The organism is Pseudomonas sp. BN505, assembly GCF_029873175.1.
In the GTDB taxonomy this organism is placed as follows: domain Bacteria; phylum Pseudomonadota; class Gammaproteobacteria; order Pseudomonadales; family Pseudomonadaceae; genus Aquipseudomonas; species Aquipseudomonas putida.
This window is the reverse complement of the sequence record NZ_SSOI01000045.1, coordinates 270,239-284,149: the sequence shown is the minus strand read 5'-3', so window position 1 is coordinate 284,149 and position 13,911 is coordinate 270,239. Positions and strand designations below refer to the sequence as shown.

Below are 13,911 nucleotides of genomic sequence, written 5' to 3'. Positions count from 1 at the left end.
TGCAGGCTTGATCCAGCAGTGCACCGGCTCGCCCCATAAAAACAAGAGATCCACGACAGATGAGCACTTTGCAACCCGCACGCCAGCTGCTGCCCGGCCTGTTGGCCATGTCCTGCGCCCTCCCCGTGTTCGCCGCCAACGAAGGTGGTTTCATGGAAGACGCCAAGGCCACCCTCAACCTGCGCAACTTCTATATCAATCGCAATTTCGTCGACCCGGCCAACCCGCAGGGCAAGGCCGAAGAATGGACGCAAAGCTTCATTCTTGACGCCCGCTCCGGCTTCACCCAAGGCACCGTCGGTTTCGGGGTGGACGTGCTGGGCCTGTACTCGGTCAAGCTCGACGGCGGCAAAGGCACCACCAACACACACCTGCTGCCCGTGCATGACGACGGCCGCCCGGCCGATGACTTCGGCCGCCTGGGTGTGGCACTGAAAGCCAAGTTGTCCGAAACCGAGCTGAAAGTCGGTGAATGGATGCCGGTACTGCCCATCCTGCGCTCGGACGACGGCCGCTCGCTGCCGCAAACCTTCCGCGGTGGCCAGTTGACCTCCAAGGAAATTGCCGGCCTGACGCTGTACGCCGGGCAGTTCCGCGGTAACAGCCCGCGCAACGACGCCAGCATGGAAGACATGTCGATGAACGGCAAAGGCGCGTTCACCTCCGATCGTTTCAACTTCGGCGGTGGCGAGTACACCTTCAACGACAAGCGCACCATGATCGGCCTGTGGGATGCCCAGCTCAAGGACATCTACCGCCAGCAATACCTCAACCTGACGCACAGCCAGCAGCTGGGCGACTGGACCCTGGGCGCCAACCTGGGCTACTTCATCGGCAAGGAAGACGGCGCAGAGCGCGCCGGCAAGCTGGATAACCGCACCGCCTCGGCCATGCTTTCGGCACGTTACCAGGGCCACACCTTCTACGTCGGCCTGCAAAAGGTCAGCGGCGACGACGCCTGGATGCGGGTCAACGGTACCAGCGGCGGCACCCTGGCCAACGACAGCTACAACTCCAGCTTCGACAATGCCAAGGAGCGTTCCTGGCAAGTGCGCCATGACTTCAACTTCGCTACCGTTGGCGTGCCTGGGCTGACCCTGATGAACCGCTATATCAAGGGTGAAAACGTCACCGTGGGCAGCGTGGATGATGGCAAGGAATGGGCTCGCGAGACCGAACTGGCCTATGTGGTGCAGTCGGGGAGCTTGAAGGACCTGTCGGTGAAATGGCGCAACTCCACCATGCGCCGGGACTTCAGCACCAACGCCTTTGATGAGAACCGGCTGATCGTGAGTTACCCGCTGAATCTCCTTTGAATGCTTCGCGGGCACGCCCGCTCCCACAGGGATTGCACCAGCCTTGAATTCAGCGCCCTACCTGTGGGAGCGGGCGTGCCCGCGAAGAGGCCAGAAGCCCTTGAAAATAACCAAAAGAAATAACCAAATCCATAAACCTTCTTGGACGACATAAGCTGTAACAGCTTGAATAGGGCCCTGATTCCCGCCCCAGAGCCGTGACATGGACCTCCGCCAGCTGCGCTACTTCATCGCCCTCACCGAATACCGCAGTTTTGTCCGTGCCGCCGAGGCCATGGGCATCACCCAACCCGCCTTCAGCCGCGCCATCCAGGGCCTGGAACACACGTTCGGCTGCCCGCTGGTGGACCGCGCCAGCAAAGCCCTGCTGCCAACCCCCGAGGGCCTGGTGGTACTGCAGCACGCCCGCCGCCTGGTGCAGGGTGCCGCGCAACTGAGCAACGAGGTAATGCAAATGACCAAGCTCGACGCCGGCGAGCTGCATTTCGGCAGTGGCCCGGCGCTGGCCGTGCGCCTGGTCCCCGACGCCTTGCGCCATTTCATCGAACGCCACCCGGGCATCCGCACCTCGCTGCTTGTAGACAATGCCGAACGCCTGGGGCAGGCCCTGCGCCGTGAACAGATCGAGTTTTTCGTCGACGATATCCGACCGTTCGAAGCCGACCCCAATTTCCACACCGAGCCCCTGTCGCCACGGCCCGGCCTGTTCTTCTGCCGGCCTGGCCACCCGTTGCTGGCCAAGGACAGCCTGTCGACCAACGACCTGTTCAGCTACCCGCTGGCCAGCGCCCTGCTCGCCCCCGGCGTGCGCAAGCGCCTGGCCAACCTGAGCGGGCGCAGCGACTTCATCCCGCACCTGCAGACCGAGCACCTGGCGATACTGCGCAGCGTGGTGCAGGCCAGCGACGCCATTGGCACGGCCAGCGAGGAGGCCGTGGCCGAAGACCTGGCCGCCGGCACACTGGTGCGCCTGCACTGGCGCAACCTGCCGCCGGCACTGGAGGTGTTGAGCGTGCGCTGCGGCGTGGTCAGCCGTAGCGGTTACCGGTTGTCGCCGGCGGCGCGGGCGATGATCGAGACACTGGTGGGGCTGGATACGCCAGTGCGGGCTGCTGCCATTCGCTGAGCTGATGATAGTGGTGGCTGCGGGCTATCCTGAGCTATATGGGTTGCCAGTACCGGCCCTTTCGCGGGTGAACCCGCTCCCACAGGGTTTCGTGGATCCTAGTGGGAGCGGGTTCACCCGCGAAAGGGCCGGTACTGGCAATACACCTAGATCGGGCACACCAGGGAGGCACAACAATGAAAACCCTCGTCGACCACCTGAGCCAATACGCCAGCTACCACCGCGACCCACGCAACATCGCCACCCACTTCGTCGGCATCCCGCTTATCGTGCTGGCAGTCACCATTCTGCTGTCACGCCCAGGCTGGGAAATAGCTGGCATGTGGCTGTCCCCTGCCCTGCTGGCAGCGGCGGCTTCGGTGTGGTTCTACCTGCGCCTGGACCTGCGCTTCGGCCTGGTGATGGGGTTGTTGCTGGGCCTGTGCCTGTGGGTCGGCCAGGTGCTGGCCGTACAGACAACAACGCTGTGGCTCAGCGCCGGGCTGGTGGCATTCGTGGTGGGCTGGATCATCCAGTTTGTCGGCCATTACTACGAAGGCCGCAAACCTGCATTTGTCGACGATGTCAGCGGCCTGATAATCGGGCCGCTGTTCGTGGTGGCAGAAGCAGCGTTCATGCTGGGCCTGTGCCCGGCCCTGAAACAGGCCGTAGAAAACAACGCAGGCGCTGTAGCCATGCGTCAGAAGAACACGGTCATGTAAACATTGCATGGCCCTGTCGCCGGCATTGCATCAGGCCGCAGGGCAGCGCAATCCCTGTGGGAGCTGGCTTGCCGGCGATAGGGCCAGTGCTGGCCTTACTGCTGTCGAGACTCTACACCCAGTTCATCCCACACCGACTCAGCCAAGTGGAACGTGGCATTGGCCGCCGGGATGCCGCAATAGATTGCGCTCTGCATCAGCACTTCCTTGATCTCTTCACGGGTCACGCCATTGTTGGCTGCGGCGCGCAGGTGCAGTTTCAGTTCATCATTGCGGTTCATGCCGATCAGCATGGCGATGGTGATCAGGCTGCGGGTATGGCGCGGCAGGCCGGGGCGGGTCCAGATATCACCCCAGGCGTGGCGGGTGATCATCTCCTGGAACTCGCCGTTGAAGTCATTGAGCTTTTCCAGGCTGCGGTCCACGTGGGCATCGCCAAGTACCGCACGGCGCACTTGCATGCCCGCGTCGTAACGTTGTTTCTCATCCATGGCGTGGTCCTCAGTGAGCCAGCAGGAAGTCGAGCACGCGGCGGCTGAACGCCTCACCGATTTCGACGTTGGACAGGTGCGCTGCCGGGAAGTCGACGTACTCGGCACCTTTGATACCGGCCTGCATGAAGCGGCCATGTTCAGGGGTGGTGACCACGTCTTCGGTGCCAGCAACGATCAGCGCCGGCACCTGGATGCGGCCCAGTTGCTCACGGTAATCGGCATCACGCACCGCTGCACAGTTGGCGGCATAACCTTGCGGGCTGGTGTGCGCCAGCATCTGGCAAATGCGCTGGGCTTGCTCAGGCTGGGCCTGGACGAAGCCCGGGGTGAACCAGCGGGCGAGAGAGCCATTGCGCAGGTCGACCATGGCCTGCTGGCCACCCTTGAGCACGGTGTCGATACGGGGGTTCCACACCTCGTCACTGGCGATCTTGGCGGCGGTGTTGCACAGGGTCAGGCTGTGCAGGCGGTCACCGGCGTTGATGCCCAGCCACTGGCCGATCAGGCCACCCATCGACAGGCCGACGAAATGCGCTTTCTGGATGTCCAGGCCATCAAGCAGGGCCAGCACGTCACCGCCCAGCTGTTCGATGGTGTAAGGGCCTTCGGTGACCAACGATGCGCCGTGGCCACGGGTGTCGTAGCGCAGCACGCGAAAGTACTGGCTCCACAGCGGAATCTGGGTGTCCCACATGCCCAGGTCGGTGCCCAGCGAGTTGGACAGGACCAGCACCGGGGCGTTTTCCGGGCCATCGATCTGGTAGTTCAAAACGCCATCGGCCAGTTGCAAATGCGCCACAGCAGTCTCCTTCAGGCAGTGAAATGTTGATGTTCGGATACGGCGCGCGCCACCCAGACGCGGGCCTGGCCCAGGTAATGGGCAGGGTCGAGCAGGCGATCAAGTTCTTCGGCAGACAGCTCGGCACTGACCTGCGGGTCATCACCCAGCACCGCACGCAGGTGGCGCTGTTCGGCCACGGCGCGCTGGCAGCATTGTTCCAGCAAGTGGTGGGCACGGTCGCGGCCCAGGCGTTGGGCCAGGACGATACTCACCGCTTCTGCCAGCACCAGCCCTTGGGTCAGGTCGAGGTTACGGCGCATGCGCGCTGCGTCTACTTCAATGCCCTCGGCAATGACCTGGGCCTGGCGCAGCGCGCCGGAGACCAGGCAGCAGATGTCCGGGAGGGTTTCCCATTCGGCATGCCACAGGCCCAGGCTGCGCTCGTGCTCCTGGGGCATGGCGGCGAACAGCGTCGATACCAGCCCCGGCACGCGAGTCGCGGCACCGATCAGCACCGCAGCGCCCACCGGGTTGCGCTTGTGTGGCATGGTCGAAGAGCCGCCCTTGCCTGGTGCAGAAGGCTCGAACACCTCCCCCGCCTCGGTTTGCATCAGCAGGCTGACATCGCGGCCGAACTTGCCCAGGCTGCCGGCCACAAGGCCCAGCACCGAGGCAAACTCCACCAGGCGATCACGCTGGGTGTGCCAGGGTTGCTCGGGCAGGCTCAGCTTCAGTTGCTCGGCCAGGGCCTCGGCCACCGGCATCGCCTTGCTGCCCAGAGCGGCCAGGCTGCCCGAGGCGCCGCCGAACTGCAGCACCAACAGGCGCGGGCGCAGCTCTTGCAGGCGCTGACGGTGGCGGGTCAATGCCCCCAGCACGCCAGCCAGTTTCATGCCCAGGGTCACCGGGGTAGCGTGTTGCAGCCAGGTGCGGCCCACCATTGGCGTATCGGCGTGCTTCAAGGCCTGCTGCGAGAGGGTATCGGCCAGTTTGCCCAGGTCCGCTTCGATCAGGTCGAGGGCATCGCGCAACTGCAACACCAGACCGGTGTCCATCGCGTCCTGGCTGGTGGCGCCCAGGTGCACATAGCGCTCTGCCTCGGGCACGCCACTGGCAATCACCTTGCCCAACGCCTTCACCAGCGGGATTGCCGAGTTGCCAGCGGTTGCGATGGCATTGGCCAGCGCCCCCACGTCATAGCGCTCGGCCTTGCATGCCGCCTCGATGGCGGCCACGGCGCTGTGCGGGACCAGCCCCGCAGCAGCTTCGGCACGGGCCAGCGCGGCTTCGAAATCGAGCATGCCCTGCAAGCGGCCACGGTCGGAGAAAATCTCGCGCATGGCCGGCGCGGTGAAGTAGGCGTCGAACAGTTGGTTGGTCATGCCACGTCCTTAGTCATCGTGGTGCAGGTACGCGGCCTGCTTCGGCAGGCGCAGGCTGAACAGGAAGGCAATCGCCATCATGGCCGTCACGTACCAGTAGAAAGTGTTTTCCATGCCCAGGGTCTTCAGGCCCAGGGCCACGTACTCGGCGGAGCCGCCAAATGCCGCGTTGGCCACTGCGTAGGCAAGGCCTACACCCAGCGCACGTACTTGCGGCGGGAACATCTCGGCCTTCACCAGGCCGCTGATGGAGGTGTAGAAACTGACAATACACAACGCCAGGCTGATCAGCACGAAGGCCATGAACGGACTGGTGACCGTTTTCAGCGCCATCAGCAGCGGCACGGTGCACAAGGTCCCGAGCGCGCCAAACAGCAGCATCGAATTACGTCGGCCGATGCGGTCGGACAGCATGCCGAAGAACGGCTGCACCACCATGAACAGGAACAGCGCGCCGGTCATCACGTAGCTGGCGTTTTTCGCCGTCATACCCGCGGTGTTGACCAGGTACTTCTGCATGTAGGTGGTGAAGGTGTAGAAGATCAGCGAGCCGCCGGCGGTGTAGCCAAGCACGGTGATGAAGGCCGCCGCATGGTTGCGGAACAGGCCCTTGATGGTGCCTGCATCTTTGTCGTTGCGGGTTTCCGCGCTGCTGGTCTCGTGCAGCGAGCGGCGCAACATCAACGAGATCAGCGCGGCGATGGCCCCTACCACGAATGGAATGCGCCAGCCCCAGGCACGCAGCTCATCTTCAGTCAGCAACTGTTGCAGGATCACCACCACCAGCACGGCCAGCAACTGGCCGCCAATCAGGGTGACGTACTGGAACGAGGCAAAGAAGCCACGCTGCCCACGCAGGGCCACTTCACTCATGTAGGTGGCGGTGGTGCCGTATTCGCCACCCACCGACAGGCCCTGGATCAGGCGGGCCAGCAACAGCAGTGCGGGGGCCCAGGTGCCGATGCTACCGTAGGTGGGCAAGCAGGCGATCATCAGGGAGCCGAAGCACATCATCAGCACCGAGATCATCAGGGAATTCTTGCGACCATGGCGGTCTGCGAGGCGGCCGAAGATCCAGCCACCGATAGGGCGCATCAAAAAGCCTGCGGCGAACACACCGGCCGTGTTCAACAGCTGCACCGTAGGGTCGTCGGAGGGGAAGAAGGCCGGGGCGAAGTAGATTGCGCAGAAGGCGTAGACGTAGAAGTCGAACCATTCCACCAGGTTGCCTGAGGAGGCACCGACGATAGCGAAGATGCGCTTGCTGCGTTCTTCGCCGGTGTAATAGGTTGAGGTCATGACGGTTTTACTCCTGGAGGGTCCTAGGTAAGTCTAGACATACCTGGTAACACACTCGTTCCGCTATCTGGCTGGCAATTGGCCCCACGTCTGACAGGTCCGGCCTCTTCGCGGGTAAAACCCGCTCCCACAGGGGTTGCGTGGATCCCTGTGGGAGCGGGTTCACCCGCGAAGAGGCCGGTAAGGTCACACCCGCTCGATGGCCAGCGCCAGACCTTGGCCGACACCCACACACATGGTTGCCAGGCCCTTGCGCCCGCCACTTTTCTCCAGCTGATGCAGCGCAGTCAGCACCAGGCGCGCACCGCTCATGCCCAGCGGATGGCCCAGGGCGATTGCACCGCCATTCGGGTTCACCTGCGGCGCATCGTCGGCCACACCCAGCTCACGCAGTACCGCCAGCCCTTGGCTGGCAAAGGCTTCGTTGAGCTCGATCACATCAAAATCACTCATCGCCACACCCAGGCGCTCGGTCAGCTTGCGCACTGCCGGCACCGGGCCAATGCCCATCACCCGGGGTGCAACACCGCCGCTGGCCATGCCCAGTACCCGGGCACGCGGGGTCAGGCCGTGTTTCTTCACCGCTTCCGCCGACGCCAGGATCAGCGCCGCAGCACCGTCATTCACGCCCGAGGCGTTGCCGGCGGTGACAGTCTTGTCCGGGCCGTTGACCGGCTTGAGCTTGGTCAGCGCCTCCAGCGTGGTTTCCGGGCGCAGGTGCTCGTCACGCTCGACGATGGTTTCGCCCTTCTTGTGGGCAATGCGCACTGGCACGATTTCTTCGGCGAAGAAGCCGGCAGCCTGGGCGGCTGCAGCCTTCTGCTGGCTGCGCAGGGCGAAAGCGTCCTGGTCAGCGCGCGAAACCTGGTAGTCGTCGGCCACGTTGTCGGCAGTTTCCGGCATGGAGTCCACACCGTACTGGCTCTTCATCAGCGGGTTGATGAAGCGCCAGCCGATGGTGGTGTCTTCCAGCTTCATGTTGCGTGAATAGCCGCTTTCAGCCTTGCCCATGACGAACGGTGCGCGCGACATCGACTCGACGCCGCCGGCAATCGCCAGCTCCATTTCGCCGCTGGCGATGGCGCGGAAGGCAGTGCCGATGGCATCCATGCCCGACGCGCACAGGCGGTTCAGGGTGACGCCCGGGATGCTCTCCGGCAGGCCGGCCAGCAGCAGCGCCATGCGCGCCACGTTGCGGTTGTCTTCACCGGCCTGGTTGGCGCAGCCGAAGAACACTTCATCAACCTGGTCCCACTGCACCGCAGGGTTGCGCTCGATCAGCGCTTTCAGCGGCACGGCAGCCAGGTCGTCGGCACGCACACCCGCCAGGGCGCCGCCGAAGCGGCCGATGGGGGTGCGGATGGCGTCACAGATAAATACGTCGCGCATTAGGCTTCTCCTGCCACTGGCCATAGGCCGCGGCGGTACGTGTGGAGGCTACTGGTCAGGGTGCTTCGATGAGCTCAGATTAAGGAGAGTGGCGGTAGGCTTACAATCCGATAATCGACTATTCGTGCGGTTATCGAACCGTTTGTTGCGCTGCTACTTACCTGGATGCCGGAGCTGCTGAGCAGCCCTATCGCGACACAAGGCCGCACCCCCTGTGGGAGCAGCCTTGTGCTACGAATGGTCCTCAAAGCGGCCCTCGCTCCTCAGGTCGCGTCGGCGTGGCTCACCAGCCCTTTCACGATCACACCTACGGTCGCCAGCCCCGCAGGCACCAGCAACGCGGTAAGCACCTGCTCGAAGTTCCACCCCAGCCCCAGCAGCGTCGCGCCGCTCCAGGCCCCGAGAATCGCACCGAAGCGGCCGATACCCAGCATCCACGATACACCCGTGGCACGGCCCTGGGTCGGGTAGAAGCGCGCCGCCAGCGACGGCATCGCCGACTGCGCACCGTTCACGCACATACCCGCAATCAGCACCAGGGTGGCCAACACGGTGATGTTGCCCAGGCTCTGCCCTACCGCGTAGGCGAACACCCCGGCCAGCAGGTAGAAAATGCCGATTACCTTGTGCGGGTTGTAGCGGTCCATGGCCCAACCCACACCCACCGCACTCAGCACGCCGCCGAACTGGAACAGCGCACCGATGAACGCGGCCTGCTCCATGCTCGCACCGCTGTCACGCATCAAGGTTGGCAGCCAGCTGGTCAGGAGGTAGACGATTACCAGGCCCATGAAGTAGGTCAGCCACAGCAGCATGGTGCCAAGGCCATAAGTGCCGGAGAAAATCACCGCAAACACGCTGCGCGCGGCCACGGCCTTTTGCTCTGGCACGCTGAAGCTGCCCGCCTCGGCCACCACCTGTGGCGCAATGGGCGACAGGGTCTTGCGGATCTTGTCGGTACCACGATTGCGCACCACCAGGAACCGCGCCGACTCCGGCAACCACACCATCAATACCAGCGCCAGCAGCAGTGGCAGCACGCCGCCGATCACCAGCAGGCTGTGCCAGCCATAGGCCGGGATCATCTTGGCGGAGATGAAGCCACCACCGGCCATGCCCAGGTTGAAGCCGCAGAACATGCTGGTCACCAGCAGCGACTTGAGGCGTTCGGGGGTGTATTCGGACAGCAGCGTGGTGGCATTGGGCATGCCGGCACCCAGGCCCAGGCCAGTCAGGAAGCGCAGCACCAGCAACTGGTCGACGTTGGTGGCATAGGCCGAGGCCAGGCTGAAACCGCCAAACACCAGCACCGCGCCCACCAGCACACCTTTGCGGCCGAAGCGGTCAGCCAACGGCCCGGAGCCCAAGGCACCGAACACCATGCCGATCAATGCGGCGCTCATCACCGGGCCGAGGCTGGCCCGGTCGATGCCCCACTCCTGCGACAGCGCCGGGGCGATGAAGCCCATGGCGGCCGTGTCCAGGCCGTCGAGGAAGACGATCAGAAAGCACAGCAACACGACCCGCCACTGGTAGCGGGACAGCGGCTGCTGATTGATGAACGACTGGACGTCGAGGCTTTTGCCGACGCTGTTTTGTGCTTGGTTCATTGTTGTTATCCAGAATGTAGGGCACAGCCAGACCACTGCACACGGGCAACCGGTACAGGGGACGATGATTGGGGAATATGGCCTGCGTCAGCCTGGATACAACGGTACTGCGTGCGGGTGCGGCCGCAGCAATAAGTGGACAGTATTCATGGTAAGTGCCTCTTGTATTTTTTGTTCGGTCGGCTTGGCCGACCGTTGCGAGAGACATTAATCAGCGGGCGGCGGTGGCGCAATTCGCCCGGAGCGACACTGTGCGTTTATCGCACAAGAAACCGTTTTGCCTGTTCTAAATGTGAAAGGGGGCCGCTTGGCGGCCCCTACAATCTCAGCCAAACAACTGATGGCAAAGGTCCCGGCTGGCCGCCAGCAGGATCGGCAGGAAGCGCTGTTCCAGCTCGCTACGCGTCACCCGCCCCACATGGGTGCTCACGTTCAGCGCCGCCAACACCTGCCCCGACGCGTCGTAGATCGGCACGGCAATCGAACGCAGCCCCTGCTCCAGCTCCTGGTCCACCACGCACCAGCCCTGGGCGCGCACCTGCTGGATGCAGGCGAACAGTGACTCAGGGTCATGCAGCGTACGGCTGGTGCGCGCTTTCAGGTCGGCACGCTCCAGGTATTCACGCAGGCTGGTGTCGTCCATCGCCGCCAGCAGGATGCGCCCCATCGATGTGCAATAGGCCGGCAGGCGCCCGCCAACGGACAGGTCGACCGATATCAGCCGTTCCACCGTGGCCGAACGGGCTATATAAAGAATGTCGTCGCCTTCGAGTGTGGCCATGTTGGCCGCTTCGTGCAGTTGGTCACTGATACGGTCCAGATAGGGCTGGGCAGAAATCGCCAGCGGCGTCGACGACAGGTAGGCATGCCCCAACGTCAATACTTTGGGCAGCAGCGAATAGGTACGCCCGTCGGAGGTGGCGTAACCCAGCTTGATCAGCGTGTGCAGGCAACGGCGCACCGCTGCGCGAGGGATTTCGGTGCGGTGGCTGATCTGGGCGATGGTCAGGTGGCGCTTGCGCTCCTGAAAGGCCTGGATCACGGCCAGGCCACGTGCCAGGGAGGTCATGAAGTCGGGATCCCCCGTAAACGCCTGGATGCGCTTGGCCGGAGAAGCCACGATCGGCGGCGCCATGGCGGCCGAAGCGGGTCGCGCCGGCTCTGGATTCACCGGATCGTTGACCAGGGTTTCGTCACTCATCGCACACCTCAAAAAAAACGCCCGTTCGTGCGATTATCGAACAAACGGCCGATAATCGCAATTGACCGCTGACACTTTTGCTTATACCTTTCTCCTGCCACTTGTGGCTTCTTTGGAGAGACTGGTCAGGTACCCACCGTAGAAGTCCCCAGGCAACGGCCTCGCCTTTTGGCGAGGCCGTTTTTCATTCGGGCCTCGCCCCGGCGTTGCATCGAACTTTTATCCGCCATGCCTTTCAAACTTGTACGAAACGTCCAAACTGTTTGCCGACACCTGCCACTACTTGCGTCAGATGCTGTCAGGGCTGGTAAATAACGATGTTCGGCGAATTATCGGTTGCTATAATTGATTGCGCAGGCCCCGACGCTAGCGTAGTAATGGAACCTTCCGCTGTATCTAGCCGTTGCGGCCAGCGAGGCATGTGCATGCTGCACAATGCATAACAACAGTCATCACACTTAATTCAGGTACTGCATGTGACGAAAGATGAACTGCGCGCAGAACTCGAGCGCCAGGCTGAACGTTACAAGGATGTTTACGGTGGTGAAGTCACCACTTACGCCGCACAACCGGATCCGGAACGCAAACCTTGGCGCAAACGTGCCAGCGTGCGCGACCAGGCGTTCAACCAGGAACTGGAACGCATTGAAAAGGAGCTGCGCAGCGACAATCCCTGACCCGGGACCACGCCAGCGCGTCGTCGCCCGGCCAGCCCGGGCGCGGTCGATCTTTACCATCTGACCGATGATGAAATGGAATTACACAAATTTCATACGCCCGTTTGAATGATGGCGAATCGGCCATTTCTTCGCTTTTCTGCCTGATTTAGCCACGCTTTGCGCTTTTTAGCCGATATTTCCCTGCCTAAGCGCCCCTACGTGCACCGTGCGCTCACCCCATGAAGATTGCCATCGGTCTGTAGCAGGTGCATCGATTGCCAAGGTTTTCTGGCATAATCCCGCCCCCCTATACCCGCCAGACAACCTTCATGATCGATTTATTCAGCGGACTGGATGCCTGGGTGTTGGTGAGCCTGCTGCTCGCCTTGACCTTCGTACTCGCCTTCGAGTTCATCAATGGCTTTCATGACACCGCCAACGCGGTAGCTACCGTCATCTACACCAAAGCCATGCCGCCGCACCTCGCCGTGTTCTTCTCCGGCGTGTTCAACTTCCTTGGCGTTTTGCTCGGCGGTGTCGGGGTGGCCTATGCCATCGTGCACCTGCTGCCGGTAGAGCTGCTGATCAATGTGAACACCGGACACGGCCTGGCCATGGTCTTCTCGTTGCTGGCTGCGGCCATCACCTGGAACCTGGGCACCTGGTACTTTGGTATCCCCGCCTCCAGTTCGCACACACTGATCGGCTCCATCCTCGGTGTCGGCCTGGCCAACGCCCTGATCAACGACATCCCGCTGGCCGATGGCGTGAACTGGCAGAAGGCGATCGACATCGCGATGTCGCTGGTGGTTTCGCCAATGGCCGGCTTCGCCGTCGCAGCCCTGGTGCTGATCGGCCTGAAGTGGTGGCGCCCGCTGTCGAAGATGCACAAGACCCCCGACCAGCGCCGCAAGCTCGACGACAAGAAGCACCCGCCATTCTGGAACCGCATGGTACTGGTGGTTTCGGCCATGGGCGTGAGCTTCGTGCACGGCTCCAACGACGGTCAGAAAGGCATCGGCCTGATCATGTTGGTGCTGATCGGTATCGTCCCGGCCAAGTTCGTCCTCGACCTGAACAGCACCACCTATCAGATCGAGCGTACCCGCGACGCTACCCTGCACATGAGCCAGTTCTACCAGCGCAACGCCGCCACCCTTGGCGAGTTCCTGGCACTGGGCAAGGCCAAGTCCAACGACCTGCCGGAGCAGTTCAGCTGCAACCCGCAGCAGACCGAGCCGACCATCGCCGCGCTGCAGTCCTCGCTTCAGGGCGTGACCGACTACCACAGCCTGGATACCGACAAGCGCGTTGAAGTGCGTCGCTATCTGCTGTGCTTGGATGACACCGCGAAGAAGGTTGGCAAGCTGCCAGGCCTCGACGCCCGTGAAAAGGCCGACCTGGAAAAACTGCGTAAAGACCTGACCGCCACCACCGAATACGCACCGTTCTGGGTGATCGTGGCCGTCGCCCTGGCCTTGGGCCTGGGCACTATGGTTGGCTGGAAGCGTGTGGTACTTACCGTTGGCGAGAAGATCGGCAAGCAGGGCATGACCTATGCCCAGGGCATGTCGGCACAGATCACCGCGGCCTGCGCCATCGGTATGGCAAACGTGTTCGCCCTGCCGGTATCGACCACCCACGTGTTGTCGTCAGGCGTGGCCGGCACCATGGTCGCCAACAAGAGCGGCCTGCAAGGCGGCACGGTGAAGACCATCCTGCTGGCCTGGGTCCTGACCCTGCCGGCCTCGATGGGCCTGGCCGCCGGCCTGTTCTGGCTGGCATCCAAAGCCATTGGCTGAGTGACACCGCTCTCGGTATAAAGGCGCCTTCGGGGCGCCTTTTTCATTTGTGCTTATCTGCACCGGGCTCTTCGCGGGCAAACCCGCTCCCACACGGGCAGCGAGACCCCTGTGGGAGCTAGCTTGCCGGCGATAGGGCCGGTACAGGCAA

12 protein-coding genes are annotated in these 13,911 nt (G+C 62.9%); 5 read left to right on the top strand and 7 right to left on the bottom strand.

Annotated elements, in window-relative coordinates:
- Window positions 1-59 precede the first annotated feature (59 nt).
- From E8E78_RS14515 to E8E78_RS14505, 3 genes are all read left to right on the top strand, one after another.
- Window positions 60-1,316: an OprD family porin gene (locus tag E8E78_RS14515; protein WP_049278225.1), complete on the top strand. Its 1,257-nt coding sequence runs from the start codon at window positions 60-62 to the stop codon at window positions 1,314-1,316.
- A gap of 202 nt (window positions 1,317-1,518) precedes the next feature.
- Window positions 1,519-2,442 carry a LysR family transcriptional regulator gene (locus tag E8E78_RS14510; protein WP_049278227.1) on the top strand — a complete coding sequence of 308 codons (924 nt, stop codon included), beginning with the start codon at window positions 1,519-1,521 and terminating at the stop codon, window positions 2,440-2,442.
- Between the two features lie 176 nt (window positions 2,443-2,618).
- Window positions 2,619-3,143 carry an Mpo1-like protein gene (locus tag E8E78_RS14505; RefSeq protein WP_049278229.1) on the top strand — a complete coding sequence of 175 codons (525 nt, stop codon included), beginning with the start codon at window positions 2,619-2,621 and terminating at the stop codon, window positions 3,141-3,143.
- A 95-nt stretch (window positions 3,144-3,238) separates the two neighbouring features.
- On the opposite strand, the gene pcaC is transcribed toward E8E78_RS14505, so the two are convergent.
- From pcaC to pcaR, 7 genes are all read right to left on the bottom strand, one after another.
- On the bottom strand, window positions 3,239-3,634 hold the full coding sequence (pcaC, locus tag E8E78_RS14500) for a 4-carboxymuconolactone decarboxylase (protein WP_016498124.1): 396 nt from the start codon (window positions 3,632-3,634) through the stop codon (window positions 3,239-3,241).
- A 10-nt stretch (window positions 3,635-3,644) separates the two neighbouring features.
- Complete coding sequence (gene pcaD, locus E8E78_RS14495; RefSeq protein WP_049278231.1) at window positions 3,645-4,436, bottom strand: 3-oxoadipate enol-lactonase; 792 nt, start codon at window positions 4,434-4,436, stop codon at window positions 3,645-3,647.
- 11 nt (window positions 4,437-4,447) lie between these two features.
- Window positions 4,448-5,800 carry a 3-carboxy-cis,cis-muconate cycloisomerase gene (locus E8E78_RS14490; protein ID WP_016498122.1) on the bottom strand — a complete coding sequence of 451 codons (1,353 nt, stop codon included), beginning with the start codon at window positions 5,798-5,800 and terminating at the stop codon, window positions 4,448-4,450.
- A 9-nt stretch (window positions 5,801-5,809) separates the two neighbouring features.
- Window positions 5,810-7,099 carry an MFS family transporter gene (locus E8E78_RS14485; protein ID WP_016498121.1) on the bottom strand — a complete coding sequence of 430 codons (1,290 nt, stop codon included), beginning with the start codon at window positions 7,097-7,099 and terminating at the stop codon, window positions 5,810-5,812.
- 186 nt (window positions 7,100-7,285) lie between these two features.
- A complete protein-coding gene (pcaF, locus tag E8E78_RS14480; protein WP_043197769.1) occupies window positions 7,286-8,488 on the bottom strand; it encodes a 3-oxoadipyl-CoA thiolase in 1,203 nt (400 codons plus the stop codon).
- 263 nt (window positions 8,489-8,751) lie between these two features.
- Window positions 8,752-10,098, bottom strand: coding sequence for an MFS transporter (locus tag E8E78_RS14475; protein ID WP_059396084.1), 1,347 nt, complete (start codon window positions 10,096-10,098; stop codon window positions 8,752-8,754).
- A gap of 325 nt (window positions 10,099-10,423) precedes the next feature.
- Complete coding sequence (pcaR, locus tag E8E78_RS14470) at window positions 10,424-11,299, bottom strand: pca regulon transcriptional regulator PcaR (RefSeq protein ID WP_016498118.1); 876 nt, start codon at window positions 11,297-11,299, stop codon at window positions 10,424-10,426.
- Window positions 11,300-11,775: 476 nt separating this feature from the next.
- Between pcaR and E8E78_RS14465 the strand changes: the two genes are divergently transcribed.
- Window positions 11,776-11,976 carry a hypothetical protein gene (locus E8E78_RS14465; protein WP_016488886.1) on the top strand — a complete coding sequence of 67 codons (201 nt, stop codon included), beginning with the start codon at window positions 11,776-11,778 and terminating at the stop codon, window positions 11,974-11,976.
- A gap of 311 nt (window positions 11,977-12,287) precedes the next feature.
- Window positions 12,288-13,760, top strand: coding sequence for an inorganic phosphate transporter (locus E8E78_RS14460; protein WP_016498117.1), 1,473 nt, complete (start codon window positions 12,288-12,290; stop codon window positions 13,758-13,760).
- Window positions 13,761-13,911: the final 151 nt, after the last annotated feature.

Bases quoted from the DNA above. Each gene is read 5' to 3' on its own strand.
- E8E78_RS14515 (WP_049278225.1), top strand. From the start codon at position 60: ATGAGCACTTTGCAACCCGCACGCCAGCTGCTGCCCGGCCTGTTGGCC.
- E8E78_RS14510 (WP_049278227.1), top strand. From the start codon at position 1,519: ATGGACCTCCGCCAGCTGCGCTACTTCATCGCCCTCACCGAATACCGC.
- E8E78_RS14505 (WP_049278229.1), top strand. From the start codon at position 2,619: ATGAAAACCCTCGTCGACCACCTGAGCCAATACGCCAGCTACCACCGC.
- pcaC (WP_016498124.1), bottom strand. From the start codon at position 3,634: ATGGATGAGAAACAACGTTACGACGCGGGCATGCAAGTGCGCCGTGCG.
- E8E78_RS14490 (WP_016498122.1), bottom strand. From the start codon at position 5,800: ATGACCAACCAACTGTTCGACGCCTACTTCACCGCGCCGGCCATGCGC.
- E8E78_RS14485 (WP_016498121.1), bottom strand. From the start codon at position 7,099: ATGACCTCAACCTATTACACCGGCGAAGAACGCAGCAAGCGCATCTTC.
- pcaF (WP_043197769.1), bottom strand. From the start codon at position 8,488: ATGCGCGACGTATTTATCTGTGACGCCATCCGCACCCCCATCGGCCGC.
- E8E78_RS14475 (WP_059396084.1), bottom strand. From the start codon at position 10,098: ATGAACCAAGCACAAAACAGCGTCGGCAAAAGCCTCGACGTCCAGTCG.
- pcaR (WP_016498118.1), bottom strand. From the start codon at position 11,299: ATGAGTGACGAAACCCTGGTCAACGATCCGGTGAATCCAGAGCCGGCG.
- E8E78_RS14460 (WP_016498117.1), top strand. From the start codon at position 12,288: ATGATCGATTTATTCAGCGGACTGGATGCCTGGGTGTTGGTGAGCCTG.